This is a genomic window from Ochrobactrum quorumnocens (assembly GCF_002278035.1).
Taxonomy (GTDB): Bacteria; Pseudomonadota; Alphaproteobacteria; order Rhizobiales; family Rhizobiaceae; genus Brucella; species Brucella quorumnocens.
Genome location: NZ_CP022604.1, coordinates 1,266,578 through 1,292,958, shown reverse-complemented (window position 1 = coordinate 1,292,958; position 26,381 = coordinate 1,266,578). Strand labels below are relative to the sequence as shown.

Here is a 26,381-nt window from a genome sequence, read left to right as displayed (position 1 = left end):
GCGCGTCATGGCATCGCCAAAAGAAACTTTGCAGCGTCGCGCTGCTCGTGTACGCCGTCAGGTCAAGGCCGTCGCAAATGGCCGTCCACGTCTCAGCGTGCACCGCTCTTCCAAGAACATCTACGTTCAGGTTATCGACGACGTTCGCGGTGTTACCATCGCAGCAGCGTCGACACTGGATGGCGACCTGAAGGGCCAGCTCAAGACCGGCGCCGACTCCGCAGCAGCTGCTGCAGTAGGCAAACTGGTTGCAGAGCGTGCCGTTAAAGCAGGCGTCAGTGAAGTAGTGTTCGACCGTGGTGCATTTATTTACCACGGCCGTGTGAAGGCCCTCGCCGAAGCTGCCCGCGAAGGCGGACTGAGCTTCTAATAGCATTTTGTGCTTCCGGAAAAAAATAAAGGAATAGGATATGGCACAGAGAGAACGTAACCGCGAGGATCGCGGTCGTGAGGAGCGCGACAGCGAATTCGTTGACAAGCTCGTTCACATCAACCGCGTTGCCAAGGTCGTTAAAGGTGGCCGTCGCTTCGGTTTCGCTGCGCTCGTCGTAGTTGGAGACCAGAAGGGTCGCGTAGGCTTCGGTCATGGCAAGGCACGTGAAGTGCCTGAAGCTATCCGTAAGGCTACTGAAGCTGCTAAGCGCGATATGATTTTCGTACCACTGCGTTCGGGTCGTACACTGCATCACGATGTGCAGGGTCGTCACGGCGCTGGCAAGGTTCTGCTTCGTGCAGCTCCTGCTGGTAAGGGTATCATTGCTGGTGGTCCTATGCGTGCTGTGTTCGAGACGCTTGGCGTTCAGGACGTTGTTGCTAAGTCGCTTGGCTCGTCGAACCCTTACAACATGGTTCGTGCAACCTTTGACGCTCTGAAGCATCAGATGCATCCAAAGGACATTGCTGCACAGCGCGGCATCAAGTACTCGACTCTTCAGGCTCGTCGCCATGATGTGGTCGGTTCGGAAGAATAGCCGATAGTTTGTGCCAGTCCGGTGCAATAGCACCGGATACGCCATAGACAAGGGATTTGAGTGATGGCTGAGAAGAAGGGTAAGACGGTTACGGTCGAACAGATCGGAAGCCCTATCCGTCGTCCAGCCGAACAGCGTGCAACGCTGATCGGACTCGGACTTAACAAAATGCACCGCCGCCGCACGCTGGAGGATACTCCTTCAGTTCGTGGTATGATCGCCAAGGTTCAGCATCTCGTCCGCGTTGTGGACGAGGCTTGATAACGCAGGGGATAGAGACATGAAACTCAACGATCTGCGTGACAAGCCAGGTTCTGTAAAAGCGCGTAAGCGCGTTGGCCGTGGTATCGGCTCCGGCACCGGCAAGACCGCTGGCCGCGGCGTCAAGGGACAGAAGTCCCGTTCTGGCGTAGCGATCAACGGCTTTGAAGGCGGCCAGATGCCAATCTACCGCCGTCTGCCAAAGCGCGGCTTCACGAACATCTTCGCAAAAAGCTTCAACGTCGTTTCGCTCGGTCGCGTTCAGACCGCAATCGACGCAGGCAAGCTCGATGCAAAGGCTGTTGTGAACCTTGATACGCTGAAGGCTGCTGGTGTGATTCGTCGCGCCAAAGACGGCGTCCGTCTTCTTTCGGACGGTGAATTGAAGGCTAAGGTAGCCTTCGAGGTTGCTGGAGCTTCCAAGGCTGCGATCGAAAAGATCGAAAAGGCCGGCGGCAGCGTCAAGCTTCCCGAAGCAGCTGCTGAATAAGACTTCGATATACAAAATAAAAAGCGGCGGCCCTAGTGCCGCCGCTTGCACCTTTATGCCAATGCGCATATCTGGGTAGGGTCTTCTTTGTCTGAGGGTGCGGGTCTCAGGGATTCGTGTCGGCAGAGGGGGAGGGCCGGAGACTTTTCACCGGAGAAATTTAATGGCATCGGCTGCTGAACAGCTAGTTTCCAATCTCAATTTTTCGGCTTTCTCGAAAGCTGAAGAACTCAAGAAGCGCATCTGGTTTACACTGGGCGCTTTGCTCGTGTACCGGTTTGGAACGTATATTCCGCTTCCCGGGATCAATCCTGAAGCGCTTGCGCAGGCATTCCAGCAGCATAGCCAGGGTGTTCTTGGGCTTTTCAACATGTTCGCCGGTGGTGCTGTTGGTCGTATGGCCATTTTCGCACTTGGCATCATGCCCTATATTTCCGCTTCCATCATCGTGCAGCTCATGACGTCGGTTGTTCCGACCCTTGAAGCGCTGAAGAAGGAAGGCGAGTCGGGCCGCAAGATCATCAATCAGTACACGCGCTACGGTACAGTGCTTCTAGCACTTGTGCAGGCTTACGCGATTTCGGTTGGTCTTCAGTCGGGTAACGGCATCGTTACAAATCCTGGACCAATGTTCTTGGTTTCGTCGGTCATCACGCTCGTTGGTGGCACGATGTTCCTGATGTGGCTGGGTGAGCAGATCACTGCGCGCGGTATCGGTAACGGTATTTCGCTCATAATTTTCGCCGGTATTGTCGCAAACCTTCCACACGCTATTTCCGGTACGCTGGAACTGGGCCGTACGGGCGCTCTGTCCACAGGTCTGATCCTTGGCGTTATCATTTTGGCTATCGCGCTTATTGCGATCATCGTCTTTGTTGAACGTGCACAGCGTCGCCTTCTGATCCAGTATCCGAAGCGCCAGGTTGGTAACCGCATGTTCCAGGGCGATACATCGCATCTGCCGCTCAAGCTAAACACGGCTGGCGTTATTCCTCCGATCTTTGCTTCGTCGCTTCTGCTGTTACCAGCGACTGTTGCAGGTTTCGCAAATACGGCCGAAATGCCGGCGTGGGGTACGACCATTCTCAATGCTCTCGGTCATGGTCAGCCACTTTATATGCTGTTCTATGCTGGGTTGATGGCATTCTTCTGCTTCTTCTACACGGCTATCGTGTTCAATCCCAAGGACACGGCTGACCAGCTTAAGAAGCATTCCGGCTTTATTCCGGGTATCCGCCCGGGCGAACGTACAGCAGAGTATATAGACTATGTGTTGACACGCATTACGGTTGTCGGCGCCATCTATATCGTGCTTGTCTGTCTTCTGCCGGAATTCCTGATTTCCGCGACCGGTGTGCCATTCTATCTTGGCGGTACTTCGCTGCTGATCGTGGTCAGCGTGACACTCGACACAGTTGCGCAAATTCAGGGACATCTTGTTGCCCATCAGTATGAAGGGTTGATCAAGAAGTCCAAACTCAGAGGTGGGAAACGTAATAAATGAGACTGATACTTCTTGGGCCGCCCGGAGCAGGTAAGGGGACGCAGGCTGGACTTCTTACCAAGAAGCATGGAATACCACAGCTTTCGACTGGCGACATGCTGCGTGCAGCAGTCGCTCAGCAAAGCGAAATCGGGAAGCGCGCCAAGGCCGTTATGGATGCGGGTCAGCTGGTTTCCGACGAGATCGTTAATCAGATCGTATCCGAGCGCATTGATGCGCCAGATTGCGCAGCTGGTTTCATTCTCGACGGTTATCCTCGTACTGTGCCTCAGGCACAGGCACTTGGTGAAATGCTCGTTGGTAAAGGTCTCAAGCTCGATGCAGTAATCGAGCTCAAGGTCGATGAGAACGCATTGGTCAACCGGATGGAGAACCGGGTGGCTGAAACGATTGCAAAGGGTGGTCAGGTTCGTTCTGACGATAACCCGGAAGCTTTCCGTAAGCGTCTTGTTGAATATCGCGAAAAGACATCACCGCTTTCCAGCTATTATGCAGGAACCGGTGAACTCCGGGTCATCAATGGTATGGCTCCGGTTGAAGAAGTTACTGCCGAAATCGAGAGAATTCTTGTTCCGGCGTAAGGCTTGAAAATACCACCAGAGTGCCTACTGGTCTGATTTTATCAGATCGGCGCTCTGGTTTTTATTGAAGCATAATCTTATCGACCCTCGTTTCGCTTCGGTTGGATTGTGCTCTTAAGAATTGCGGACAGAAGTGCATTTTATGTTTTTCGGTCCGCTTATCGCTTTCAAAAGTTTCTTTTAATGTCTGCGAAGTTGCTTTGGCAGCTTTACGGACAGTTAAGAGTTGACTTTTTCTGGCGATTCCGTCAAAGACTGCGCCACTTCAATGGTTTTTGAATGGTCGGCTGCGGCGGAAATTGAAAAAGGCCGTTGCCGGTCAATTTATGCTGTCTCGGGGATAAGTCCCTTAGGTGGAATTTATTACAACTCAAGGAGAACAGACGTGGCACGTATCGCTGGCGTCAACATCCCGACGAACAAGCGCGTTGTTATTGCGCTTCAGTACATCCACGGGATTGGACCGAAATTTGCTCGGCAGATCGTAACGAAGGTTGGCATTGCCGACGATCGTCGCGTTAATCAGCTGTCGGATGCTGAAGTACTTCAGATCCGTGAAGCAATCGATGCTGACTACCGGGTCGAAGGTGACCTGCGTCGTGAAGTTTCGATGAATATCAAGCGCCTGATGGACCTTGGCTGCTACCGCGGTCTGCGTCATCGTCGTTCGCTGCCGGTTCGCGGTCAGCGTACGCATACCAATGCACGTACCCGTAAGGGTCCTGCAAAGGCTATCGCAGGTAAGAAGAAGTAATATCGACGGAACGTTTTCGTTCCGTCGGACTCAGCCGGTACGCCGGTCGGGTTCGGTGCTGGTCCTTGAGCTTGTCTTCAATGGACCGGTGTAGCCGCTGGAACTACGGCGGTGTAGAGATCGATTTGAGAGGACTATTATGGCTAAGGAAGCCCAGCGCGTTCGCCGCCGCGAACGTAAAAACATCTCGTCGGGCGTTGCCCACGTAAATTCGACGTTTAACAACACCATGATTACCATCACGGATGCACAGGGCAATGCAATTGCCTGGTCTTCCGCAGGTGCTCAGGGTTTCAAGGGTTCGCGTAAGTCGACCCCGTTTGCCGCACAGATCGCTGCTGAAGATTGCGCCAAGAAGGCTCAGGAACATGGCATGCGCTCCCTCGAAGTCGAGGTTTGTGGACCGGGCTCTGGCCGTGAATCTGCGCTGCGCGCCCTTCAGGCTGCCGGCTTTGTGATTACGTCGATCCGCGATGTTACGCCGATCCCGCACAACGGCTGCCGTCCGCGCAAGAAGCGCCGGGTCTGATTTTCGTTTTTATGCCGCATGAGCCCTGGATTAAGTCAAATTAGTTCCGGGGCTCCTCTGCGGTTCTTCACAAGATCGCTACGATAGGATGGTAGCGACGGTTGATAGAGGAAAACCACATGATCCAGAAGAACTGGCAGGAACTGATCAAGCCGAACAAGGTGGAGTTCAACACCAACGGCTCTCGCACGCTTGCAACCGTCGTTGCTGAGCCGCTGGAACGCGGTTTTGGTCTGACGCTTGGTAACGCACTGCGTCGCGTGCTTCTGTCGTCGCTGCGCGGCGCTGCCGTGACCGCCATTCAGATTGATGGCGTTCTGCATGAATTCTCTTCCATTCCGGGTGTCCGCGAAGACACCACGGATATCGTTCTGAACGTCAAGGAAATCGCCATCCGTATGGAAGGTGAAGGCCCGAAGCGCATGGTTGTCCGCAAGGAAGGCCCGGGCGTTGTTACGGCTGGTGACATTCAGACCGTTGGCGATGTCGAGATCCTTAATCCGGATCACGTCATTTGCACGCTGGATGAAGGCGCTGAAATCCGCATGGAATTCACCGTTAACACCGGTAAGGGCTATGTGCCTGCCGACCGTAATCGTGCGGAAGATGCTCCAATCGGCCTTATTCCGGTTGACAGCCTTTACTCGCCGATCCGCAAGGTATCGTACAAGATTGAGAACACCCGTGAAGGTCAGGTTCTCGATTACGACAAGCTGACGCTCAACATCGAAACCAATGGTTCCGTGAGCGGTGAAGATGCAGTTGCTTATGCAGCGCGCATTCTTCAGGACCAGCTCGCGGTCTTCGTCAACTTCGAAGAGCCACAGAAGGAAGCTCCGCAGGAACAGGTTGCGGAACTGGCTTTCAACCCGGCTCTGCTCAAGAAGGTAGACGAGCTCGAATTGTCGGTACGTTCGGCAAACTGCCTGAAGAACGACAACATCGTCTACATCGGCGATCTGATCCAGAAGACGGAAGCCGAGATGTTGCGGACTCCGAATTTCGGCCGCAAGTCGCTCAACGAGATCAAGGAAGTTCTGGCATCGATGGGTCTCCATCTTGGTATGGAAATCCCAGCCTGGCCGCCAGAAAACATCGAAGATCTCGCCAAGCGCTACGAAGACCAATATTAAGACCGGCATATCCCGGTACGTTACGAATTAAAGGAGAAGGCCATGCGCCACGGTAATGGACAGCGTAAGCTGAACCGCACTGCCTCGCATCGCAAGGCAATGTTCGCCAACATGGCGGCTTCGCTCATCGAGCATGAACAGATTGTGACCACGCTTCCTAAAGCTAAGGAAATCCGTCCAATCGTAGAAAAGCTTGTCACTCTCGGCAAGCGCGGTGACTTGCATGCACGTCGTCAGGCGATTTCCGCCATCCGCGACGTACAGCTCGTTGCTAAGCTGTTCGACACACTTGCTACTCGTTACGCAACCCGTAACGGCGGCTACATCCGCATCATGAAGGCTGGCTTCCGTACTGGTGACAATGCGCCAATGGCAGTTGTCGAATTCGTTGAGCGCGATGTCGATGCAAAGGGCAAAGCTGATCGTGCACGCGTTGAAGCTGAAGCTGCTGCAGAAGCAGAAGCAGCGTAATCTTACGCGACAGAGCATATAAAGAGGGTCGCCTAGTGCGGCCCTTTTTTTGCGTTTGCAGCTCGTTTCGATTTGACTGAATCGGATTGGCGCGTCTCAATTATTTGTTTTCACGCGCAACTTTTCCGAAGATCGTTTTGCACGTTTCGGAATGCGCTCGAGAAGCATTTTGATCTTCCTATCATGGCGCCCTGATAGTCGGTCATAATTCATTACCAAGCTGTAATGCGTTTCGCCTTAATCCAGCCCTTTATACTTGGCCTTGTTACCTCCATATTGCCGGTATTGCTCCGAGGAATCGGAGGCTGGATTAAGGAAACTGGAGTTTGCGAATGAATTGGCGACGTTATGGGATTACGGGTCTGGTTCTTGCTTCCATCAGCACGGTCACATTGCCTGTGATGGCGCAGGAAACTGCCGTTCCGGCTCAGGGCACACAGATACCTCTTAGTCGTGCAGATATGCAGCTTTCCTTTGCTCCTCTTGTGAAGGCAACAGCACCAGCCGTCGTCAATGTTTATGCGGCACGCCAAGTGCAGCAACAGCAATCACCGTTTGCTGGCGATCCGTTTTTCGAACAATTCTTTGGCAAACAATTTGGCGGCGGTGGCAAATCACGAACCGAACAATCCCTCGGCTCAGGCGTCATCGTCGATGCATCGGGTATCGTGGTGACTAATAATCACGTCATCAAGGATGCTGACGAGATCAAGGTCGCGCTGTCGGACGGGCGTCAGTTTGAGAGCACGGTTCTTTTGCGTGACGAAACCACAGATCTGGCTGTGCTGAAAATTGAAGCAAAGGAGAACTTTCCGGTTCTGGCGCTTGGAAACTCCGATGAAGTTGAAGTAGGCGACCTGGTTCTGGCGATCGGTAATCCATTTGGGGTTGGTCAGACGGTGACAAGCGGTATCGTTTCGGCTCAGTCGCGCACGCAGGTTGGGGTTTCGGACTTCGACTTTTTCATCCAGACAGATGCTGCGATCAATCCCGGTAACTCTGGTGGCGGTCTCATCGACATGCGCAGTCGTCTGATCGGCATCAATACGGCAATTTTCTCGCGTTCAGGTGGTTCTGTGGGCATTGGCTTTGCCATTCCATCGAACATGGTGCGCGCAGTTGTTGATGCTGCATTGAGCGGTAGCACGAGTTTTGAACGCCCTTTCATTGGTGCAACCTTCCAGAATATTACACCTGATGTTGCCGAAAGCCTCGGCATGGATAAGTCGTTCGGCGTGCTTGTAACGGCTGTGATCAAAGGTGGTCCGGCAGAAGAAGCAGGACTGAAGGTCGGTGACGTTGTCATGTCGGTTCAGGGTGTGCGGGCCGACAATGTTGATGTGCTCGGGTATCGTCTATCGACAGCTGGCATTGGAAACACCGTCACGCTGGATATCGTTCGCAATGGCAAGGATAGCAAATTGCCGGTGAAGCTTGCGAAGGAACCTGAGACAAAGCCACAGCAAAAGCAGACAATCAAAGGCGACAATCCATTTGAAGGTGCTGTGGTTGAAGAGCTTACTGCGTCGATGGCTTCGAAGATGCGGATGCGTGATGGGGCACGTGGCGTCATCGTTACAGACGTGATTGTTAACTCACAAGCAGCGCGACTTGGTCTACGTCAACGCGACATTATTCGCGGTATTAACGGTAATCCAATCCGCACGATTAATGATCTGACTGCCGCGTTAAACAGTGGACGCGGTTTGGCATGGCGGCTTGAGGTGGAACGCAATGGCGCATTGATCCGCCAGTTTGTACGCTAGAGCATTTCCTGTTTAAGATGAATCGTTAGAAATGCCTCTACTATTTGTTTTAGCGCATGTCTTTATCTCAAAAACCGGGTCCCACTTCTGGGAGACATGCTTTAATACCAAACCCCAAACTGTTGCATGTCGTTTCAGGCGGGACTATGCCTGAAACGACATTTGTTTTTGAGCATCGAGCGAAGCGTAATGAGCGACCTTTTTTCCAATGCGGTGGATCCGCAGGCGGACCGTAACAGGCCGCTTGCTGATCGTTTGCGCCCGCGTCATCTATCGGAAGTGACAGGGCAGGAACATCTGACCGGACCGGAAGGTGTGCTAACACGAATGATCGCCTCTGGTTCGCTTGGGTCTATGATCTTCTGGGGACCTCCGGGAACCGGCAAGACAACAGTTGCACGATTGCTTGCCGGTGAAACCGAGCTTGCCTTTGAGCAGATTTCGGCAATTTTTTCCGGCGTGGCTGATCTGAAGAAGGTGTTTGAATCTGCGCGTGCGCGGCGCATGTCGGGTCGTCAGACCCTGCTGTTTGTGGACGAAATTCATCGCTTCAATCGCGCGCAACAGGATAGTTTCCTGCCTGTGATGGAAGATGGTACGGTTATCCTGATAGGTGCCACGACAGAAAACCCTTCGTTTGAACTGAATGCCGCTTTGTTGTCGCGGGCGAGGGTGCTGACATTTCATCCTCACGACGGAACAAGCATTGCGACGCTTCTCACGCGCGCGGAAGAGCAGGAAGAACGTCCGCTGCCGCTCGATGAGGATGCACGGGCAAGCCTCATTCGGATGGCCGACGGTGACGGCCGCGCGGCGTTAACGCTCGCTGAGGAAGTGTGGCGTGCCGCTCGACCCGATGAAGTGTTTGATGCGGAGAAGTTGCAGGAGGTGGTTCAACGCCGCGCTCCTGTTTATGACAAGGGGCAGGATGGGCATTACAACCTGATTTCGGCTTTGCATAAGTCGGTGCGTGGGTCTGATCCGGATGCTGCACTCTATTATCTTTGTCGCATGTTCGATGCAGGCGAAGACCCACTTTATCTGGGGCGTCGGCTGGTTCGAATGGCTGTGGAGGATATTGGTCTTGCTGATCCGCAGGCGCTTGCAATTTGCAATGCGGCCAAGGATGCTTATGACTATCTTGGCTCGCCGGAAGGTGAGCTCGCTTTGGCGCAAGCCTGCGTTTATCTCGCGACAGCACCTAAATCCAACGCGGTTTATATGGCTTACAAAGCCTCTATGCGCGCCGCCAAGGAAAATGGATCACTGCTCCCACCCAAGCATATACTGAATGCACCGACCAAGCTTATGAAGAATGAAGGCTACGGAGATGGTTATGCTTATGACCATGATCAGCCAGATGCGTTCTCAGGTCAGGACTACTTCCCGGAAGCGATGGGGCGACAGGTTTTTTACGATCCGCCGGAGCGTGGTTTTGAGCGAGAAATTCGCAAAAGGCTCGACTACTGGTCACGTCTGAGAGCAGAGCGCCTGGGTAGGCGCTGAAACTACCGCGACAACTGCGCTTCGATGGCCGATTTGTCGATGACGGACCAAACTTTATCGATTTTGTAATCGACGAATTCGTAAAAGACATTCTCCGAAAACTGGATCTTTTTGCCGTTGACCGGCAGATTGAGAAAACTTCCGATTGGCGTGCAGTCAAAATCAAGACGACTGGCAATAATCGGCGGTTCAGCAACCAGCAATCCGATGTTGAAGCGAAGATCAGGTATTTGCTGATAGTCGCGGATAAGCATTTCCCGATACCCAGTAAGACCCAAATGTCGACTGTTATGCTGGGCTGTTTCTGCAACGAAATGATGTAGCGACGGCCAATCCTGAGCATTCAGGCAGGAAACATATCCGTTGTAAGCGGCGCGAAGCTTTTGCACGTTCATTGCTATTCCTCCAGCCAGCTTGTTCCTGCGTTTTTATAGCGAAATATTGCTCACTTGGCCTCTCATTCAAGAGCGCCAATCATTGCCCAGACGGTATAGGTCACAATTCGGCCTTCATCGAGCACGGTAAACTGCTGTTCTGTGCAATCGCTAGTCGTACTCCACAATCAAAGACAGGGCTTGATTTATCAATGATTTCAACAATCCGGCAACCTTGAGAAGTGACGGTAAACTTTACAGTAACCATAATAAATTCAACGTTTTAATTTAATTCCTCTTTAATATTTACGTTTTATCAATTTTTAAAAGCAACGAGGTTTCCCCATGACGCGCGTTTTGTTTCTCGTCGCGCTCGTTATTCTTGGTGGCTGCGCGACCGCCCCACGGCAGGTCAGTAATGTTTGCGCAGTCTTTGATCAACGCGACGGCTGGATAAATAATTGGCAGAAGGACGCGGCCCGCACTTCGCGTGAGTTCGGTGTGCCGGTCCATGTTCTGATGGCGACAATCTATACCGAATCCGGATTCCGCCCTTATGCGCGTCCGCCGCGCACCAAGCTGCTCGGATTTATCCCATGGAAGCGCGCTTCCAGTGCCTATGGTTATTCTCAGGCACTAAATGGAACGTGGGATCGCTATAAGCGGGAAACCGGGCGCTGGACTGCATCACGAAGCAATTTCAGCGACGCTATTCACTTCATCGGCTGGTATCATTACCAGAGCTACCAGAAGAATGGCATTAACCGGGCAGATGCGTACAGTCTCTATCTCGCTTACTATTCCGGGCATGGAGGCTATTCGCGCGGTGTCTGGCGTGGCAACGCAACCGCGCTGAATGGTGCGAAACGTGCGCAGTCGATGGCCAATCGTTATGCCACACAGTTGCGTTCTTGTGGGCGCATTGGGTAAGGCACTAGCGATCAATTGATCGGTGATCTGTTGCAATCAGAACAAAACGCGTTTTAAAAGTCGCGGATGGGGATTTAAAGACACCATCCGGCCTTAATCGAAGTTATCATTCGCGACGAATCGACAATTGAGGATGACCTATACATGCTGAAAAAAATCGGGATTGCCCTTATCGGTGCCACATTTCTGGCAGGCTGCACTACCGACCCTTATACTGGTGATCAGAAGGTGTCGAACACCGCTGGCGGTGCTGCAATTGGTGCGGCTGTCGGCGCGCTCGGCGGCTTGATGGTCGGTGGTTCCAGCCGCGCACAGCGTAACGCTGTTCTGATCGGTGCTGGTATTGGCGCGCTGGGTGGCGGCGCTATCGGCAATTACATGGATCGCCAGGAATCCGAGTTGCGCAACCAGCTGCAGGGAACCGGCGTTTCGGTTACGCGTAATGGCGATCAGATCATCCTGAACATGCCATCGGCCATCACTTTCGATACCGATCAGGATCAGGTTAAGAGCCAGTTCTACCCAACGCTTAATTCCGTTGCGATCGTGCTGCGCAAGTTCAACCAGACTCTTGTCGACGTTCTCGGTCACACCGACTCAACCGGTAGCGCAAGCTATAATCAGGGTCTGTCGCAGCGCCGCGCTTCTTCGGTTGCAAGCTATCTTGGTTCGCAGGGTATCGATCCACGTCGCTTTGCAGTCATCGGTTATGGTGCGAGCCAGCCAGTCGCTACCAACGCAACGCCAGACGGACGCGCGCAGAATCGTCGCGTAGAAATCCAGATTTCGCCGCTGCGTGGCGCTAGCTCCTAAATTAGAGAATCGGATTTAATCCGTATCGTGACGCAGCTCTTTGCAAGAAGGGCTGCGTTTTTTATGCGTAGATTGCGAATCGAACCGCCCGACCACACATTTTTTAGAACTAAAGCGTGGACAGTCTTGCAAATTACAAGTTTCTAATTAAATGGAACAATAATAGAACAAAAATATTAAACATATAGAAATCAATATCTTGTCCTTATTGCAAAATGAGAACAAAACAGATACAAATAGATATTGGCAATGAGCCCGCCGGGCTTCTAGCGAGACAAGAGGATGGTGTAAGATGTCTCAGAATTCATTGCGACTTGTTGAGGAAAATTCAGTGGACAAGACAAAGGCTCTCGATGCGGCTCTGTCGCAGATCGAACGGGCGTTCGGCAAAGGCTCGATTATGCGCCTTGGTCAGAATGATCAGGTTGTAGAGATTGAAACGGTGTCGACCGGTTCGCTTTCTCTCGATATTGCATTGGGCGTCGGCGGTCTGCCCAAGGGACGTATCGTAGAAATTTATGGTCCGGAAAGCTCGGGTAAGACGACGCTTGCGCTCCATACGATTGCAGAAGCTCAGAAAAAGGGCGGCATCTGTGCATTTGTGGATGCGGAACATGCGCTTGATCCGGTGTACGCCCGCAAGCTTGGTGTGGATCTTGAGAATCTGCTGATCTCGCAGCCTGATACTGGCGAACAGGCGCTTGAAATCACGGATACGCTTGTGCGTTCCGGCGCCATTGATGTTCTGGTTATCGACTCGGTTGCAGCTCTGACACCACGTGCGGAAATTGAAGGTGAAATGGGCGATTCTTTGCCTGGCCTTCAGGCACGATTGATGAGCCAGGCATTGCGTAAGCTCACCGCTTCGATCTCACGTTCGAACTGCATGGTGATCTTCATCAACCAGATTCGTATGAAGATCGGTGTCATGTTCGGTTCGCCTGAAACGACGACTGGCGGTAATGCGCTTAAGTTTTACGCATCGGTGCGTCTCGATATTCGCCGTATTGGTTCGATTAAGGAGCGTGACGAAGTTGTGGGCAACCAGACCCGCGTGAAGGTGGTCAAGAACAAGCTTGCACCTCCATTCAAGCAGGTTGAATTCGACATCATGTATGGTGCAGGCGTTTCCAAGATGGGCGAATTGGTCGATCTTGGCGTCAAAGCCGGTGTTGTTGAGAAGTCGGGCGCATGGTTCTCCTATAATTCCCAGCGTCTGGGGCAGGGCCGTGAAAATGCCAAGCAGTATCTCAAGGATAATCCGGAAGTTGCGAAAGAAATCGAAACGACGCTCCGTCAGAATGCTGGGCTGATTGCCGAGCAGTTCCTTGAAGATGGCGGTCCAGAAGCGGATGATGGTCCGGAAGCTGCAGAAATGTAAAATTCGTCTTGTGACGAAACAGATGAAAGCCCTGCGCATAGCGCGGGGCTTTTGCTTTTGAGCTTATAGCGGTTCCAGCGAAAGCTGAATCTTTGGAACCACTGTAACGAGTTGTTTTTGAGCGTTATCCTACGCAAAAGCGCATCGCGCTTTTGCTGGAAATGCCACAAACACTGTTGCATAGTTGTCGTTTTCATACTTTCCGGGAGAAATTGCTTTTATAGCGCACACTGCTTATCTGGACAGAAAAGCGGTGCCCCGTTAAAAGCGGTCAACCGAAACTCCACCTCACGGACTTTCCATGATCGGGCAGTCGAAGCCTGGCGGCATGAAAGTGCCGGACATCGTTGCAACCTTGCGGGTGGTGAAAAGATAATCGATGCGCCTTGTTGAGAGGTGCTTCTCATGCAGGGCAGAAAATGTCCAAGGGTGAATTATGGCTGGCGTCAACGAGATAAGGTCCACATTCCTCGACTATTTCCGCAAGAACGGACACGAGGTTGTTTCATCAAGCCCGTTGGTGCCGCGCAACGACCCAACACTCATGTTCACCAATGCGGGCATGGTGCAGTTCAAGAACGTCTTTACCGGTCTTGAACAGCGCCCATACAGCCGCGCGACCACTTCGCAGAAATGCGTGCGTGCCGGCGGCAAGCACAACGATCTGGACAATGTCGGCTACACGGCTCGTCACCACACGTTCTTTGAAATGCTCGGTAATTTCTCCTTTGGCGACTACTTCAAGGAAGAAGCGATCAGCCATGCGTGGAACCTGATCACAAAAGAGTTTGGCCTCAACAAAGATAAGCTCCTTGTCACCGTTTATCACACAGATGACGACGCTGCGAATTTCTGGAAGAAGATCGCCGGTCTTTCGGATGATCGCATCATCCGCATTGCGACGAGCGACAATTTCTGGGCAATGGGTGATACCGGCCCCTGCGGTCCTTGTTCGGAAATCTTCTACGATCATGGCGATCATATCTGGGGTGGCCCTCCCGGCTCCGCAGATGAAGACGGCGATCGTTTCATCGAAATTTGGAATCTTGTTTTCATGCAGTTCGAGCAGCTCTCTCCTGAGCAGCGCATCGATCTGCCACGTCCGTCGATTGATACGGGCATGGGTCTGGAACGCGTCGCGGCGGTTCTGCAGGGTGTGCATGACAATTACGATATCGATCTTTTCAAGGCATTGATCCGCGCATCGGAAGACGCGACTGGCGTTAAGGCGGAAGGCGATTTCCGTGCGAGCCATCGCGTTATCGCCGATCACTTACGCGCATCAAGCTTCCTGATTGCCGACGGCGTTCTGCCGTCGAATGAAGGTCGCGGTTATGTACTGCGCCGCATCATGCGCCGTGCCATGCGCCATGCGCAGCTGCTCGGTGCAAAAGAACCATTGATGTGGCGTCTGCTGCCAGCGCTCATCCGTGAAATGGGTCAGGCCTATCCGGAACTGATCCGCGCTGAAGCGCTGATCTCCGAAACCCTCAAGCTTGAAGAAACTCGTTTTCGCAAGACGCTTGAACGCGGCCTTGGCCTGCTTTCGGATGCTTCCGAAAAGCTCGTTGAAGGTGATCGTCTTGATGGTGAGACTGCTTTCAAGCTCTACGACACTTACGGCTTCCCTCTCGATCTCACGCAGGATGCGCTGCGTCAGCGTGGTGTGACTGTCGATACCGACGGTTTCAAGGTCGCCATGGAACGTCAGAAGGCCGAAGCACGCGCCAACTGGGCCGGTTCGGGCGAAGCTGCAACTGAAACCATTTGGTTTGGTATCAAGGATAAGGTCGGTGCGACCGAATTCCTTGGCTATGAAACTGAAATCGCTGAAGGCGTGATCACTGCGCTTGTCCGTGACGGTGCGGAGGTTCCAGCGGCTGCGGAAGGCGAAACCGTTTCTGTAATCGTCAATCAGACACCGTTCTACGGCGAGTCCGGTGGCCAGCAGGGCGATACCGGAACGATTTCCGGCGAAGGCTTTGCGATTGCTGTCAAAGACACGCAGAAGAAGGGTGAGGGCGTTTTCGTTCATACTGGCGAAGTCACCAAAGGTTCGGCCAAAGTCGGCGACGCAGTCGAATTAAAGGTCGACGCGGTGCGTCGTACACGCATCCGCTCCAACCATTCAGCAACCCATCTTCTGCATGAAGCGCTGCGCGAAACGCTCGGCTCGCATGTTGCTCAGAAGGGCTCGCTTGTGGCTCCTGATCGTCTGCGTTTCGACTTCTCGCATCCGAAGCCGATTTCGGCTGAGGAGCTGACGGCTGTCGAGAATCTCGCCAATGAGATCATCCTGCAGAACGCACCGGTTTCGACGCGTTTGATGGCGGTTGATGATGCGATTGCTGAAGGTGCAATGGCGCTGTTCGGCGAAAAGTATGGCGACGAAGTTCGTGTTGTTTCAATGGGGACGGCTACGCACGGCGAAAAGGCTGACAAGGCTTACTCTGTTGAGCTTTGCGGTGGCACGCATGTTCGCCAGACGGGTGATATTGGCCTCGTGCGTATTCTGTCCGACAGCGGTGTCGCTGCCGGTGTTCGCCGTATGGAAGCGCTGACGGGTGAGGCAGCTCGCCTGTACCTCGAAGAACAGGACGAGCGCGTCAAGGCAATCGCCGGCGTTCTTAAGACGACGCCATCAGACGCACTTGAGCGTGTCAACGCTTTGGTTGATGAGCGTAAGAAGCTGGAACGCGAGCTTACCGAAGCCCGCAGACAACTGGCGCTGAGCGGTGGTGCGTCTGATGGCGGCAGTGCTGTGGAAGCCGTCAATGGCGTCAACTTCCTCGGCAAGGTCGTGACCGGTGTTTCGCCGCGCGATCTCAAGCCACTTGCTGACGAAGGCAAGAAGCAGGTTGGTTCCGGTGTTGTTCTGTTCATCGGTGTCGGTGAAGACGGCAAGGCCAGTGCGGTTGCTGCTGTGACTGAAGATCTGGTTGGTTGTTTCAGTGCGGTTGATCTGGTGCGTGCTGCATCTGGTGCCCTTGGCGGTGCAGGCGGTGGCGGACGTCCGGATATGGCGCAGGCCGGTGGCCCAGATGGTACTAAAGCAAACGAAGCAATCGCTGCAGTGAAAGCGTTGATCGTTTGATCAAATCGAGATCGAAATCGAAAAGGCCGGGTTTCGCCGGCCTTTTCTTTATGCAGCATGCGCATTCCGACTATCGTTTGGAGCTTCTTCGCGTTCATTCAGACCGTAATCGCGCGAGATGTCTGCAATGCGCAGGCGGTAGTTTTCAAAAACGCCAGCGCGCCCCTTGGTCTGAGCAATCCGGTGTGTCGGCAAATTACGCCACCGCTTCACAGCGTCTTCGTCACGCCAGAACGACAGAGATAAGAGTTTCTGAGGCTCAACCAGGCTTTGAAAGCGCTCAATGGATATAAAGCCATCAATTTGAGACAGATCGGCGCGCAGGCCTGCGGCTATATTGAGATATTGCTCGCGCCGCTCATCGTCCGCAGGCCAGACTTCAAAAATAACAGCGATCATTGCTTGATAAACTCCGCGTGGGGGGCTGACTGTAGCTGGAGAAAAATACGCTCTTCCGAGCGGATGAATTGTTCGCGTTTTGCGAATTCATAGTTCTCTCGACCAATCGGGTCGGCTGCAAGTCGAGCACGAAATGCTTCATAGTTGGCAAGATTTTCTACGGAATAGACCCCATAGGCTGTGGTGGTTGAGCCTTCATGTGGGCCGAAATAGCCAATCAGGTTCGCGCCACAGCGGGGACTTGCCTGACCCCAGTTGCGCGCATACTCCGCAAAAGCGTCTGCTTTGAACGGTTCAATCTGATAGCGGATGAAGCATGTAATCATCGTGGTCTCCTGCATTTGATGTGTTGGTTGGAGACTGTTTAGCGTATTGAAATGCGTCCATGCTTCGGTTAGCATCGAAGTATGAAAGATGGTCCGATTATAGCTTCCGTTGCAGCTTTGCTGGGCGATCCGGCACGCGCCAACATGTTGACCGCGCTTATGGACGGTCGCGCTTTGACGGTGAGTGAGCTTGCTTCCGCTGCAGGTGTAACGATTCAAACTGCAAGCGGCCATTTGTCCAAGTTGGATGTTGCCAATCTGCTCGTCGCTGAAAAGCAGGGACGGCATCGCTATTTCCGTCTTTCGGGCGTAGATGTTGCGCAGGTTCTTGAAGGACTTATGGGGCTTGCACAACGCACCGGCGCAGTACGTGTTCGTACCGGACCGAAAGATCATGCGCTGCGTAAGGCGCGAATTTGCTACGATCATCTGGCAGGCGAGCGCGGCGTTGAAATGCTCGAGGCATCCTACAAGCTTGGTCTGATCGGTGATGCCAGCGAGCCTCTGCTTACCGATGAAGGGAAGTCATTTTTCTCTTGCCTCGGCATTGATGTGGATATGTTGCAAAAGGGTAAGCGACCGCTTTGCCGACATTGTCTTGACTGGAGCGAGAGGCGTAACCACCTCGGCGGTGCATTGGGCGCGGCGCTTTTGAAAAACTTCATCGATAAAGGCTGGGCGCGTCGGGAAGAAGGCCGGGTTATTGCCTTCTCACCCAATGGAGTCCAAGCTTTTGCAAAGACTTTCCAGCTCTGATTATTTCTTGGTAACCGCCGCTGCTGCGTCGTCGAGTTCATTGGCGCGTTTCATGGCCGGACGATCTTTCAAACGATCCCAATAGGCCGTAAAGGCAGGTTTTGGCGGCAATGTGCCAAAACGCAATCCCCAACCAATATGTGAGCCGACATAGACGTCGGCTGCAGTGAACCGCGTGCCGGTAATATAGGGGTGGCGGGAGACGGCATTCTCCAGCGTACTTACGACGGTATCGTAATTGCCATAACCCACCATGCCTTGTTTGTCGGCGGGCACTTCATAGCCAAGCGCGTGGTTGGAGAGAGCTGCTTCGACCGGACCTGATGTGAAGAACAGCCAGCGATAGAAATCAGCACGCTCGTCGGGATGCGGGGCCAGTCCGGCCTCTGGGAAGGTCGTCGCGAGATAGGCGCAAATGGCTGCGACTTCGGTCACAATATCCTTGCCATGGCGAATTGCTGGAACCTTGCCCATTGGGTTGATGGAACAGTAATCGTGCCCTTTCATCGGTGGGCCAAAATCGAGGATCTCTACATCGTAAGGTTTGCCGATTTCCTCTAACATCCAGCGCGCAATGCGTCCGCGTGACATGGGGTTGGTGTAAAGCTTCAAATCGCTCATTGGTCATCCTCCCTGCAGGCTTGGCAACAGGATGCTCTTTCTCTCGCCAAAAAGAAACGGAAAACCGGCTTTTTTATAAGGCCTTACGATATTGAATGAATCCAGACTGTTGCGCGATGCTGTCATAGAGGCGGCGTGCAGTTGCATTGCTTTCATGCGTGAGCCAATAGAGCCTCCCTGCGCCTTCTTCGCGCGCCAGATCAGCCACAGCGTCGATCAGGGCTGCGCCGGTGCCTTTTCCGCGCTGGCTGTTCTCGACATAGAGGTCTTGAAGATAGCAGGTCCATTTCGGTAGCCAGCAGGAGCGGTGAAAGATCGCATGCACGAAACCGACAAGACGTCCGTCGTCATCAAATGCACCTAAGACATGCATGGGTTCCGAAGCGTCGTGAAAACGCTCCCATGTGAGGTTCGTGGTTTCAGCTGGAATGTCGACTTCGTAAAATACCTGATAAGCGCCCCACAATGGTTCCCATGCAGTCCGGTCTTGCGGCGTTAATACCCGAATTGTCGACATATAGTCCTCCCTATTTCAACAGAGACAGACTATCTGGCAGGTCGACTGCTTGCGAGGGCAAATTGCTACGAACCAATAAAAAACGGCGGGAAAATCCCGCCGTTTTATCGTTTACCAGATAGGCTTACAGCGGCTCCAGTTCAGACTGAAGCGCTGAAGCCGCTGTAACTATTTGTTTTTATGCATTATCTAACGCAAAACTGCTTCGCGTTTTTTTGCTGGAAATGCTTTAAGCAGCCATTGCCTTCTGGAGGTTTTCGTCGATCTTGTCGAGGAAGCCGGTGGTCGAGAGCCAAGGCTGATCTGGACCGATAAGCAGCGCCAAATCCTTGGTCATGAAGCCGGATTCAACGGTGTCTACGCAGACCTTTTCAAGCGTGTCGGCAAAACGCTTCAGCTCAGCATTCTCGTCAAGCTTTGCACGGTGAGCAAGGCCGCGGGTCCATGCGAAGATCGAAGCGATCGAATTGGTCGAGGTTTCCTCGCCCTTCTGGTGCTGACGATAGTGACGGGTCACGGTGCCGTGTGCAGCTTCAGCTTCAACGGTCTTGCCATCTGGTGTCATCAGAACTGAGGTCATCAGGCCGAGCGAGCCGAAGCCCTGTGCCACGATATCGGACTGCACGTCGCCGTCATAGTTCTTACATGCCCAAACATAGCCGCCGGACCACTTGAGGGCCGAAGCAACCATGTCGTCGATCAGGCGATGTTCGTACCAGATCTTGGCTGCCTTGAACTTTTCAGCGAATTCAGCCTGGTAGACTTCTTCGAAGATGTCCTTGAAGCGACCATCATAGGCTTTGAGGATGGTGTTCTTGGTCGAGAGATAGACCGGGTAATTGCGCTGCAGGCCATAGTTCAGCGAGGCGCGCGCAAATTCACGGATCGATTCGTCGAGGTTGTACATGGCCATTGCCACGCCAGCCGCCGGAGCCTGATAGACTTCGTGCTCGATGGTCTCACCATCTTCACCGACAAACTTGATCGACAAGGTGCCCTTGCCGGGGAATTTGAAGTCGGTCGCGCGGTACTGGTCACCGAAAGCATGACGGCCCACGATGATCGGCTGCGTCCAGCCTGGAACCAGACGAGGAACGTTCTTGCAGATAATCGGTTCGCGGAAGATAACGCCACCGAGAATGTTGCGGATGGTGCCGTTTGGCGACTTCCACATCTTCTTGAGCTTGAATTCTTCAACGCGTGCTTCGTCCGGCGTGATGGTTGCGCATTTTACGCCGACGCCATGTTCCTTGATGGCATTGGCCGCATCAATGGTAACCTGGTCATTGGTTTCATCACGATGTTCTACTGACAGATCGTAATATTTCAGATCGATGTCGAGGTAGGGATGGATCAGCTTGTCCTTGATGAACTGCCAGATGATGCGGGTCATTTCATCGCCGTCGAGTTCAACGACCGGGTTCGCAACCTTGATTTTTGCCATTGATAAAGCCTCTCATTTAATGCGTCGCGACCGTATAGCATCGGTAACCGCGAAGGCAAAGTGTCAGAGGCTTATTCTTTGGCCTATAGCCAGATTCTCAGGTCAAAATTTTGGGAATTGCTATTTTAGGCAGCATGATGTGCGGGCTTTCGCCATGCTGAGTGCTGATCGCGATAGGATTCTCGTTCGTGCAGCAGAATTGCATCTGCGTCGAGCGTCGAAATTGCTGTTGCTTTGTCTGTTGGGACAAGACCACTGACCTGCAGTGCCAGATATCGGCCACAGCAAACACGCAGGAACGATGCAAAATTATCCAGATCATGGCCCTCGGCGCGCGATTCACCATAGAGACGACCAAGCAGGCGATTAACGGTAAGATCATCGCGCGCAGCAATATCTTCCAGTGCCCACCAGAAGAAGTTTTCGAGCCGCACACTGGTTACCACCCCATCAATACGCAACGAGCGTGTGACGCTTTGCCAAAGTTCCGGGTCTGCCCCGATGAACAATCTGCACATGGTTTCCTCCCGAAATCTCTCCAACCATAATGTCGCGTAGATTTTGTCTGCCTGCAACCGGATTAGAGTTGCAGGCAGAAATTCAACTAACTGTGCGTGATTTTGGTGCCGAGTACTTTGAGAAATTGCGACAACCATACTGGGTGGGCAGGCCAGGCAGGTGCTGTCACCAGATTGCCGTCTGTAATGGCCTGATCAACGGGGATATCCGCATACGTGCCGCCTGCGAGTTCTACTTCTGGGCGACAGGCAGGATAGGCCGAGCAGGTACGGTCTTCGAGAACGCGGGCGGCGGCTAGAAGCTGAGCGCCATGGCAGACAGCCGCAACAGGTTTGTTGGCTTCAAAAAAATGTTTGACGATTGCTATGACTTTATCATCGAGGCGCAAATATTCCGGTCCTCGCCCACCGGGAATGACGAGCGCGTCATAGCTTTCAGCCTTCACGTCGGCGAATGTTGCGTTGAGGGTGAAGTTATGGCCCGGCTTTTCGGTATAGGTCTGGTGGCCCTCGAAGTCGTGAATGGCTGTCGCAATGGCATCGCCTGCCTTTTTGCCGGGGCATATAGCATGGACCTTATGGCCAACGGCGAGAAGCGTCTGGAACGGAACCATTGTTTCGTAATCTTCGCAGAAATCGCCGCAGATCATGAGAATCTTTTTGCCGGACATGATTTTCCTCCCTGTAAACTTCGATGTCGGTGCCAACAGTCTGGCATGGATGGGAGGCAGACTGGTGTTATTCCGCTACTACACCTGAATTTCCAGATCGGATGTAAGGGGAATCTTTGCGATTTTCTGTCAATTATGTCAGGGAAGCGCCACGATCCTAAAGCATCAGAGCGTATCGCACTTAATTTTACCGGATTTGATAGCTCTGATTTCTTACAATTGTCGCATGGTCGCGGACGCTGAATGAGACTTTTAGCTGCGCCATGCTTTAGCGGAAAATATCATGGCAGGAACAGACAAACAGCGCACGCTGATCACCGAAGGACCGGCGATCATTCTGGTGAACCCGCAATTGCCGGAGAATATCGGCATGGTAGCGCGCGCCATGGCGAATTTTGGTCTTGCCGAGTTACGACTTGTCCAACCACGTGAAGAATTTCCGAGCGAAAAAGCGCGTGCTGCTGCCAGCAAAGCGGATCATATCATCGATAATGCGGTCGTGTACGAGGATCTGCCCTCGGCGATTTCTGACTTGAACTTCGTTTACGCAACCACGGCACGCGAACGCGATGGCTTCAAGCAAGTGCGTAGTCCTGTGGAAGCGAATGGTGAGTTGCGCCGTCGTTTTACTGCTGGAGAGAAGACGGGTATTCTATTTGGTCGCGAACGTTTCGGCTTGAGCAACGAAGAAGTTGGCCTTGCCGATGAGCTGGTGACTTTCCCTGTTAATCCGGCATTTGCCTCACTCAATATCGCGCAAGCTGTGCTGCTGATGTCTTATGAGTGGATGAAGTCTGGTCTCCAAACCGAAACCGATACGGTTTTCCGTGGACCGGAAATGGAAGCGGCGCCCAAGCTGGAATTGCAGAGTCTTTTCAATCATCTGGAAGAAGCACTTGATATTCGGGGTTATTTCCGCCCCGAGGCGAAGAAAGAAATCATGGTCAACAATCTGCGTTCGGTGCTGACGCGCGCAGGTTTTGCATCCGCAGAACTCAAGCTTCTGCGTGGCGTCATCACCTCGCTTGATGTTTTCACACCCAAAAAGCCGCGCGGTTCAGGTGCACCGGAAAGCCGGGCCCGCAAGCCCGCAACAGAGGACAAGGCTGAATGAAACACGCTCCCGCAGCTGATCGTTTCGAAACGGCGACCGCCACGTATGAAAAACCCATATTGGTATTCGATAGTGGCATTGGCGGCTTGACGGTTTTGCGGGAAGCGCGGGTGCTGATGCCTGACCGTCGGTTTGTCTACATTGCGGACGATGCCGGTTTTCCTTATGGCGGATGGGAAGAAGAAGCGTTGCGCGCGCGCATTGTTGAGCTTTTTGGCAAATTCATCGCGGAGCACAATCCAGAAATTGCGGTCATTGCCTGCAATACCGCGTCGACTTTGGTGTTAGATGATCTGCGCCGTGCTTATCCGGACGTGCCTTTTGTCGGTACTGTTCCTGCGATCAAGCCCGCCGCTGAGCGCACATCATCTCGGCTGGTTTCCGTTCTGGCTACGCCTGGGACAGTGAAGCGCGCCTATACTCGCGATCTGATCCAATCGTTTGCCACGCAATGTCATGTGCGACTGGTTGGAGCTGACCGGCTTGCTGCGGTCGCTGAGGCGCATATTCGCGGTGAAGAAATCGACGAGGCGCTGGTTATTGAACAGATTACGCCGTGCTTTGTTGAAAAAGATGGCGAGCGCACGGATATTGTTGTGCTCGCCTGCACGCACTATCCATTTCTCGCAAATGTGTTTCGGCGACTGGCTCCCTGGCCGGTTGACTGGCTTGATCCTGCGGAAGCGATCGCACGGCGCACCGTATCGCTTTTGCCATCACGTGAGATCAATAAAGAGTTGCATCATCACAATGATCTTGCGGTCTTCACCTCTCAAAAGCCTGACTATGCCATTCGTCGATTGATGCAGGGCTTTGGATTGCAGTTCGCTTAGAGCCTGTTTCGATCTAACTGAATCGGATCGGCGCTATATCTCTTTGTGTTGTCGCGCAACTTATCCAAAAATCGTTTCTCACTTTTTGGGATGCGCTCTAATGTAGCCTATGTTCTTTGTGACAGTCGCAATCCATGAACGAGGCAAACCATGACCGGAACAATTCCCCATGTGAAACTGGCTTCGGACATGCTCGTGCCAGCGCTCGGGCAGGGCACCTGGTATATGGGCGAAGATGCGCGGCAGCGACGACTGGAAGTCGAGGCGCTGCAATGCGGTATCGAACTTGGCATGACGCTGATCGACACTGCCGAAATGTATGCCGATGGTGGCGCGGAAGAAGTAGTGGGCGAGGCGATCAAAGGTCATCGAGATGCCGTCTTTCTCGTCAGTAAAGTGTTGCCCTATAACGCCTCTCAAGAGGGTACGATTGAAGCGTGTGAGCGTAGTCTCATGCGGCTTGGCACAGAAAAGATTGATCTTTATCTCTTGCATTGGCGTGGGCGGTATCCGCTGGAGGAGACCTTGTCTGCCTTTGAAAAATTGCAGCAGGCGGGCAAGATCGGTGCATGGGGTGTCAGTAATTTCGACGTTGCCGATATGAAAGAACTGATTGATCTAACAGGCGGGAAAGCGGCAGCCACCAATCAGATACTTTATAATTTGATCCGGCGTGGGCCAGAATTTGATTTGATGCCGTGGTGTGCAAGTCAGAAAATTCCGCTGATGGCTTATTCACCGATCGAACAAGGCAGGTTGTTGGGAAACAGTGTACTGCATGAAGTTGCCGATGAAGTCGGAGTTTCCCCAGCGGCTGTCGCGCTTGCGTGGACCATGCGCAATGGCAATGTGATTGCGATTCCGAAGACATCAAAGCTCGGCCATGTTCGTGAAAATCGCAACGCGGCGGATATAAAGCTCACCGAAGAGCAACTGACTTTGCTGGATCGAACCTTCGCGCCACCAACGCGCGAAACAGCCTTGGAAATGCTGTAATCTATTTTATAAGAAACGACTTTAGTATATTGTTTTTAATGCTTTTATTTTTCTCCTGGAAGACTGTATTCCTTCCAGGAGAAGCTTCGTTGAGATTTAACTCGCAGCTTCCTGTCGAGAGTCGCGCTTTGCCTGAGCGACACTGGCGGCCTTTTTCAGGCGACCACGCTCCATTGGCCGGATGAGACTATCGGCCTTCTCGTTGGGTATATTTCGCATACCATGTCGCGCATGACGGGTATTAAAAGTCTTATCATTCTTTTCATTGGCTTTCTTCGTTGCCAGCGCTTTCTGCGCATTCGCAATCAGGTCATTGCTCGCCGACATGCTGCGGCGGCGATCAACTTCTGCGTTGATACGGCGCATCGCCATGGCCAGAACCGACACTTTTAGATGCGAACCGTCATCGGCCTTGGATGCGGAAGCACCACGCGCAACTGCCTTACCGCGCATTTCGCGGCGGCGCTGGTGGGCCTGATCACGTGCTTTGCTGCGGCGATCACGTAACAGCTTGGCCAGTTGTGAAAGCTCTGAATCAGGAACATCCTGAAGAAGCGGATGGTGTGATTTTTCTACCAGCTCTTTTTCCTCAGTGTTCAACGCACGAGCTTCTTCTTTTCGAGTTATGGCCATACAAATCTCCTTCCGATTTTCTCTCCTAGTTTGCATATAGGTCGATCGTTCGCGCGGGAAAGAGCGAGTGCTTACAGCTCAATCACTTTGACTGCTTGGGTTCACGTGAAGCGCCGGGATAGTGGCCTTCGGTTTCCAGATGCTTGACCATGGCTTTCAATTTATCCAGTGGCAGATGCTCAGCGCCAATTGTCTCACTTTTAAGAATACAGAGGTGGTTCAGAATTTCATCGAGCTTGGCTTGTGTCGCGCTTGCTTCGCGGTCCTGTGAATTCTGGATCAAAAACACCATCAGGAACGTAATAATCGTCGTTGAGGTGTTCACAACCAGCTGCCACGTATCAGAAAAGTCAAAAAAGGGGCCACTTACACCCCAAATCAGGATGAACACTGCCGCGAGAATAAAAGCAGCATAATGCCCGGCTAGTTCAGCTGCCTTCTCGCTTAGTTGTGTAAAAAACTGAGACATCATGTCCTCCCACAGTTTGTCTGAAAACGCTCCAGCGTGAGACCGGTTCCTTTTCGGGAACTATCGGCGCGGATTACCGTTGTTTCAGGAGGTGAAACGCGGAGGTAAAGCTATGGAAATTGTTGAAACACGTGTCAGTTCGCTTGGCGGGTTTGCGACCTACATGGTCGAATTCGTAACCGAGAGCGAAGAGAGAATTACGGTCAAGGTTGAGAATGATACGGGTAACGAGCTCGCACGGGATGCTGTGATACGCAAGGCAGCGCTCAAGCTCGGAGAGGCCTTAAGTGTCGCCTGTACTGAGTGCGGTATTGAACCTGCAAGCTTGTTGACCACTCCAAGTGCGCGTCGGTCGGGCGACAAAACTGAGCTGGAGCGCCAGTTGGATGAAGGGCTGGAAGACACATTTCCAGCAAGCGATCCAGTATCGGTTACCAGCTCCACGATTGCTGGGTTTGCAGGCCCGAAGAACTGATAGGATATTAGTAATGAAGCCGGGCTCTTCGTCCGGCTTCTCAAGAGGCTC

The 26,381-nt window shown here is 52.9% G+C and carries 31 protein-coding genes; 21 read left to right on the top strand and 10 right to left on the bottom strand.

What is annotated here, in order from left to right:
* The first annotated feature begins 7 nt into the window (after window positions 1–7).
* The 12 genes from rplR to CES85_RS15675 all read left to right on the top strand — a co-directional run bounded on the left by rplR (window position 8) and on the right by CES85_RS15675 (window position 9,966).
* Complete coding sequence (gene rplR / locus CES85_RS15730) at window positions 8–370, top strand: 50S ribosomal protein L18 (RefSeq protein ID WP_094577434.1); 363 nt, start codon at window positions 8–10, stop codon at window positions 368–370.
* 40 nt (window positions 371–410) lie between these two features.
* Window positions 411–971, top strand: a complete 561-nt coding sequence (gene rpsE, locus CES85_RS15725) for a 30S ribosomal protein S5 (protein ID WP_024897023.1) — start codon at window positions 411–413, stop codon at window positions 969–971.
* A gap of 63 nt (window positions 972–1,034) precedes the next feature.
* Window positions 1,035–1,232 carry a 50S ribosomal protein L30 gene (gene rpmD, locus CES85_RS15720; protein ID WP_007875314.1) on the top strand — a complete coding sequence of 66 codons (198 nt, stop codon included), beginning with the start codon at window positions 1,035–1,037 and terminating at the stop codon, window positions 1,230–1,232.
* Between the two features lie 19 nt (window positions 1,233–1,251).
* On the top strand, window positions 1,252–1,722 hold the full coding sequence (gene rplO, locus CES85_RS15715; RefSeq protein ID WP_095446807.1) for a 50S ribosomal protein L15: 471 nt from the start codon (window positions 1,252–1,254) through the stop codon (window positions 1,720–1,722).
* Between the two features lie 163 nt (window positions 1,723–1,885).
* Window positions 1,886–3,226 (top strand): preprotein translocase subunit SecY, encoded by a 1,341-nt coding sequence (gene secY / locus CES85_RS15710; protein WP_095446806.1) that lies wholly within the window; start codon window positions 1,886–1,888, stop codon window positions 3,224–3,226.
* Window positions 3,223–3,807, top strand: a complete 585-nt coding sequence (locus CES85_RS15705; RefSeq protein ID WP_095446805.1) for an adenylate kinase — start codon at window positions 3,223–3,225, stop codon at window positions 3,805–3,807. The genes secY and CES85_RS15705 overlap by 4 nt, the downstream gene beginning before the upstream one ends.
* A gap of 385 nt (window positions 3,808–4,192) precedes the next feature.
* Window positions 4,193–4,561, top strand: coding sequence for a 30S ribosomal protein S13 (gene rpsM, locus CES85_RS15700; protein WP_094577430.1), 369 nt, complete (start codon window positions 4,193–4,195; stop codon window positions 4,559–4,561).
* Between the two features lie 139 nt (window positions 4,562–4,700).
* Complete coding sequence (rpsK, locus tag CES85_RS15695; RefSeq protein WP_094577429.1) at window positions 4,701–5,090, top strand: 30S ribosomal protein S11; 390 nt, start codon at window positions 4,701–4,703, stop codon at window positions 5,088–5,090.
* Window positions 5,091–5,209: 119 nt separating this feature from the next.
* Entirely contained in the window at window positions 5,210–6,223 is a 1,014-nt protein-coding gene (locus tag CES85_RS15690) for a DNA-directed RNA polymerase subunit alpha (RefSeq protein WP_024897029.1), read from the top strand.
* 42 nt (window positions 6,224–6,265) lie between these two features.
* The gene (rplQ, locus tag CES85_RS15685; RefSeq protein WP_095446804.1) at window positions 6,266–6,694 is read left to right on the top strand and encodes a 50S ribosomal protein L17; all 429 of its coding nucleotides are present in this window, start codon (window positions 6,266–6,268) and stop codon (window positions 6,692–6,694) included.
* 332 nt (window positions 6,695–7,026) lie between these two features.
* Entirely contained in the window at window positions 7,027–8,460 is a 1,434-nt protein-coding gene (locus CES85_RS15680; protein WP_095446803.1) for a DegQ family serine endoprotease, read from the top strand.
* 189 nt (window positions 8,461–8,649) lie between these two features.
* On the top strand, window positions 8,650–9,966 hold the full coding sequence (locus tag CES85_RS15675; RefSeq protein ID WP_095446802.1) for a replication-associated recombination protein A: 1,317 nt from the start codon (window positions 8,650–8,652) through the stop codon (window positions 9,964–9,966).
* A gap of 2 nt (window positions 9,967–9,968) precedes the next feature.
* On the opposite strand, the gene CES85_RS15670 is transcribed toward CES85_RS15675, so the two are convergent.
* Window positions 9,969–10,361 (bottom strand): ester cyclase, encoded by a 393-nt coding sequence (locus tag CES85_RS15670; protein ID WP_095446801.1) that lies wholly within the window; start codon window positions 10,359–10,361, stop codon window positions 9,969–9,971.
* Window positions 10,362–10,685: 324 nt separating this feature from the next.
* Here CES85_RS15670 and CES85_RS15665 point away from each other — a divergent pair, with 324 nt between their 5' ends.
* The 4 genes from CES85_RS15665 (at window position 10,686) to alaS (ending at window position 16,558) form a co-directional block, all read left to right on the top strand.
* Complete coding sequence (locus CES85_RS15665; protein ID WP_095446800.1) at window positions 10,686–11,270, top strand: transglycosylase SLT domain-containing protein; 585 nt, start codon at window positions 10,686–10,688, stop codon at window positions 11,268–11,270.
* 144 nt (window positions 11,271–11,414) lie between these two features.
* The gene (locus CES85_RS15660; RefSeq protein WP_094577423.1) at window positions 11,415–12,083 is read left to right on the top strand and encodes a YiaD family glycine zipper/OmpA-like lipoprotein; all 669 of its coding nucleotides are present in this window, start codon (window positions 11,415–11,417) and stop codon (window positions 12,081–12,083) included.
* 292 nt (window positions 12,084–12,375) lie between these two features.
* The gene (gene recA / locus CES85_RS15655; RefSeq protein ID WP_024897036.1) at window positions 12,376–13,464 is read left to right on the top strand and encodes a recombinase RecA; all 1,089 of its coding nucleotides are present in this window, start codon (window positions 12,376–12,378) and stop codon (window positions 13,462–13,464) included.
* 436 nt (window positions 13,465–13,900) lie between these two features.
* A complete protein-coding gene (gene alaS / locus CES85_RS15650; RefSeq protein WP_095446799.1) occupies window positions 13,901–16,558 on the top strand; it encodes an alanine--tRNA ligase in 2,658 nt (885 codons plus the stop codon).
* 48 nt (window positions 16,559–16,606) lie between these two features.
* On the opposite strand, the gene CES85_RS15645 is transcribed toward alaS, so the two are convergent.
* Together CES85_RS15645 and CES85_RS15640 are read right to left on the bottom strand one after the other, a co-directional pair.
* Complete coding sequence (locus CES85_RS15645; RefSeq protein ID WP_095446798.1) at window positions 16,607–16,957, bottom strand: antibiotic biosynthesis monooxygenase family protein; 351 nt, start codon at window positions 16,955–16,957, stop codon at window positions 16,607–16,609.
* Window positions 16,954–17,283 carry an NIPSNAP family protein gene (locus tag CES85_RS15640; RefSeq protein ID WP_095446797.1) on the bottom strand — a complete coding sequence of 110 codons (330 nt, stop codon included), beginning with the start codon at window positions 17,281–17,283 and terminating at the stop codon, window positions 16,954–16,956. The genes CES85_RS15645 and CES85_RS15640 overlap by 4 nt, the downstream gene beginning before the upstream one ends.
* A gap of 81 nt (window positions 17,284–17,364) precedes the next feature.
* Between CES85_RS15640 and CES85_RS15635 the strand changes: the two genes are divergently transcribed.
* Complete coding sequence (locus CES85_RS15635; RefSeq protein ID WP_095446796.1) at window positions 17,365–18,039, top strand: ArsR/SmtB family transcription factor; 675 nt, start codon at window positions 17,365–17,367, stop codon at window positions 18,037–18,039.
* On the opposite strand, the gene CES85_RS15630 is transcribed toward CES85_RS15635, so the two are convergent.
* The 5 genes from CES85_RS15630 to CES85_RS15610 all read right to left on the bottom strand — a co-directional run bounded on the left by CES85_RS15630 (window position 18,040) and on the right by CES85_RS15610 (window position 21,810).
* The gene (locus CES85_RS15630) at window positions 18,040–18,660 is read right to left on the bottom strand and encodes a glutathione S-transferase family protein (protein ID WP_095446795.1); all 621 of its coding nucleotides are present in this window, start codon (window positions 18,658–18,660) and stop codon (window positions 18,040–18,042) included.
* Between the two features lie 73 nt (window positions 18,661–18,733).
* Window positions 18,734–19,177, bottom strand: coding sequence for a GNAT family N-acetyltransferase (locus CES85_RS15625; protein WP_095446794.1), 444 nt, complete (start codon window positions 19,175–19,177; stop codon window positions 18,734–18,736).
* Between the two features lie 229 nt (window positions 19,178–19,406).
* Window positions 19,407–20,621, bottom strand: coding sequence for an NADP-dependent isocitrate dehydrogenase (locus tag CES85_RS15620; RefSeq protein ID WP_095446793.1), 1,215 nt, complete (start codon window positions 20,619–20,621; stop codon window positions 19,407–19,409).
* Window positions 20,622–20,746: 125 nt separating this feature from the next.
* A complete protein-coding gene (locus tag CES85_RS15615) occupies window positions 20,747–21,139 on the bottom strand; it encodes a ribbon-helix-helix domain-containing protein (protein WP_095446792.1) in 393 nt (130 codons plus the stop codon).
* 86 nt (window positions 21,140–21,225) lie between these two features.
* Window positions 21,226–21,810, bottom strand: coding sequence for a DJ-1/PfpI family protein (locus tag CES85_RS15610; protein WP_095446791.1), 585 nt, complete (start codon window positions 21,808–21,810; stop codon window positions 21,226–21,228).
* Window positions 21,811–22,093: 283 nt separating this feature from the next.
* Between CES85_RS15610 and CES85_RS15605 the strand changes: the two genes are divergently transcribed.
* From CES85_RS15605 to CES85_RS15595, 3 genes are all read left to right on the top strand, one after another.
* Complete coding sequence (locus CES85_RS15605; protein WP_095446790.1) at window positions 22,094–22,924, top strand: RNA methyltransferase; 831 nt, start codon at window positions 22,094–22,096, stop codon at window positions 22,922–22,924.
* A complete protein-coding gene (murI, locus tag CES85_RS15600; RefSeq protein ID WP_095446789.1) occupies window positions 22,921–23,757 on the top strand; it encodes a glutamate racemase in 837 nt (278 codons plus the stop codon). The genes CES85_RS15605 and murI overlap by 4 nt, the downstream gene beginning before the upstream one ends.
* A gap of 150 nt (window positions 23,758–23,907) precedes the next feature.
* Window positions 23,908–24,753: an aldo/keto reductase gene (locus tag CES85_RS15595; RefSeq protein WP_095446788.1), complete on the top strand. Its 846-nt coding sequence runs from the start codon at window positions 23,908–23,910 to the stop codon at window positions 24,751–24,753.
* A gap of 96 nt (window positions 24,754–24,849) precedes the next feature.
* On the opposite strand, the gene CES85_RS15590 is transcribed toward CES85_RS15595, so the two are convergent.
* Both CES85_RS15590 and CES85_RS15585 read right to left on the bottom strand, forming a co-directional pair.
* Window positions 24,850–25,386, bottom strand: a complete 537-nt coding sequence (locus CES85_RS15590; RefSeq protein WP_095446787.1) for a hypothetical protein — start codon at window positions 25,384–25,386, stop codon at window positions 24,850–24,852.
* Between the two features lie 82 nt (window positions 25,387–25,468).
* Window positions 25,469–25,858: a low affinity iron permease family protein gene (locus tag CES85_RS15585; protein ID WP_244923297.1), complete on the bottom strand. Its 390-nt coding sequence runs from the start codon at window positions 25,856–25,858 to the stop codon at window positions 25,469–25,471.
* Between the two features lie 109 nt (window positions 25,859–25,967).
* Here CES85_RS15585 and CES85_RS15580 point away from each other — a divergent pair, with 109 nt between their 5' ends.
* Window positions 25,968–26,330 carry a hypothetical protein gene (locus tag CES85_RS15580; protein ID WP_095446785.1) on the top strand — a complete coding sequence of 121 codons (363 nt, stop codon included), beginning with the start codon at window positions 25,968–25,970 and terminating at the stop codon, window positions 26,328–26,330.
* The last annotated feature ends 51 nt before the right edge of the window (window positions 26,331–26,381 follow it).

Coding starts and splice junctions, on each gene's coding strand:
- CES85_RS15675 (WP_095446802.1), top strand. CDS start 8,650: ATGAGCGACCTTTTTTCCAATGCGGTGGATCCGCAGGCGGACCGTAAC.
- CES85_RS15620 (WP_095446793.1), bottom strand. CDS start 20,621: ATGGCAAAAATCAAGGTTGCGAACCCGGTCGTTGAACTCGACGGCGAT.
- rplO (WP_095446807.1), top strand. CDS start 1,252: ATGAAACTCAACGATCTGCGTGACAAGCCAGGTTCTGTAAAAGCGCGT.
- rplQ (WP_095446804.1), top strand. CDS start 6,266: ATGCGCCACGGTAATGGACAGCGTAAGCTGAACCGCACTGCCTCGCAT.
- CES85_RS15605 (WP_095446790.1), top strand. CDS start 22,094: ATGGCAGGAACAGACAAACAGCGCACGCTGATCACCGAAGGACCGGCG.
- secY (WP_095446806.1), top strand. CDS start 1,886: ATGGCATCGGCTGCTGAACAGCTAGTTTCCAATCTCAATTTTTCGGCT.
- CES85_RS15590 (WP_095446787.1), bottom strand. CDS start 25,386: ATGGCCATAACTCGAAAAGAAGAAGCTCGTGCGTTGAACACTGAGGAA.
- CES85_RS15665 (WP_095446800.1), top strand. CDS start 10,686: ATGACGCGCGTTTTGTTTCTCGTCGCGCTCGTTATTCTTGGTGGCTGC.
- CES85_RS15625 (WP_095446794.1), bottom strand. CDS start 19,177: ATGTCGACAATTCGGGTATTAACGCCGCAAGACCGGACTGCATGGGAA.
- rpsE (WP_024897023.1), top strand. CDS start 411: ATGGCACAGAGAGAACGTAACCGCGAGGATCGCGGTCGTGAGGAGCGC.
- recA (WP_024897036.1), top strand. CDS start 12,376: ATGTCTCAGAATTCATTGCGACTTGTTGAGGAAAATTCAGTGGACAAG.
- rpmD (WP_007875314.1), top strand. CDS start 1,035: ATGGCTGAGAAGAAGGGTAAGACGGTTACGGTCGAACAGATCGGAAGC.
- rpsK (WP_094577429.1), top strand. CDS start 4,701: ATGGCTAAGGAAGCCCAGCGCGTTCGCCGCCGCGAACGTAAAAACATC.
- CES85_RS15610 (WP_095446791.1), bottom strand. CDS start 21,810: ATGTCCGGCAAAAAGATTCTCATGATCTGCGGCGATTTCTGCGAAGAT.
- alaS (WP_095446799.1), top strand. CDS start 13,901: ATGGCTGGCGTCAACGAGATAAGGTCCACATTCCTCGACTATTTCCGC.
- CES85_RS15690 (WP_024897029.1), top strand. CDS start 5,210: ATGATCCAGAAGAACTGGCAGGAACTGATCAAGCCGAACAAGGTGGAG.
- rplR (WP_094577434.1), top strand. CDS start 8: ATGGCATCGCCAAAAGAAACTTTGCAGCGTCGCGCTGCTCGTGTACGC.
- CES85_RS15635 (WP_095446796.1), top strand. CDS start 17,365: ATGAAAGATGGTCCGATTATAGCTTCCGTTGCAGCTTTGCTGGGCGAT.
- CES85_RS15680 (WP_095446803.1), top strand. CDS start 7,027: ATGAATTGGCGACGTTATGGGATTACGGGTCTGGTTCTTGCTTCCATC.
- CES85_RS15595 (WP_095446788.1), top strand. CDS start 23,908: ATGACCGGAACAATTCCCCATGTGAAACTGGCTTCGGACATGCTCGTG.
- CES85_RS15585 (WP_244923297.1), bottom strand. CDS start 25,858: ATGATGTCTCAGTTTTTTACACAACTAAGCGAGAAGGCAGCTGAACTA.
- CES85_RS15660 (WP_094577423.1), top strand. CDS start 11,415: ATGCTGAAAAAAATCGGGATTGCCCTTATCGGTGCCACATTTCTGGCA.
- CES85_RS15670 (WP_095446801.1), bottom strand. CDS start 10,361: ATGAACGTGCAAAAGCTTCGCGCCGCTTACAACGGATATGTTTCCTGC.
- CES85_RS15630 (WP_095446795.1), bottom strand. CDS start 18,660: ATGAGCGATTTGAAGCTTTACACCAACCCCATGTCACGCGGACGCATT.
- CES85_RS15645 (WP_095446798.1), bottom strand. CDS start 16,957: ATGATCGCTGTTATTTTTGAAGTCTGGCCTGCGGACGATGAGCGGCGC.
- CES85_RS15615 (WP_095446792.1), bottom strand. CDS start 21,139: ATGTGCAGATTGTTCATCGGGGCAGACCCGGAACTTTGGCAAAGCGTC.
- murI (WP_095446789.1), top strand. CDS start 22,921: ATGAAACACGCTCCCGCAGCTGATCGTTTCGAAACGGCGACCGCCACG.
- CES85_RS15705 (WP_095446805.1), top strand. CDS start 3,223: ATGAGACTGATACTTCTTGGGCCGCCCGGAGCAGGTAAGGGGACGCAG.
- CES85_RS15640 (WP_095446797.1), bottom strand. CDS start 17,283: ATGATTACATGCTTCATCCGCTATCAGATTGAACCGTTCAAAGCAGAC.
- CES85_RS15580 (WP_095446785.1), top strand. CDS start 25,968: ATGGAAATTGTTGAAACACGTGTCAGTTCGCTTGGCGGGTTTGCGACC.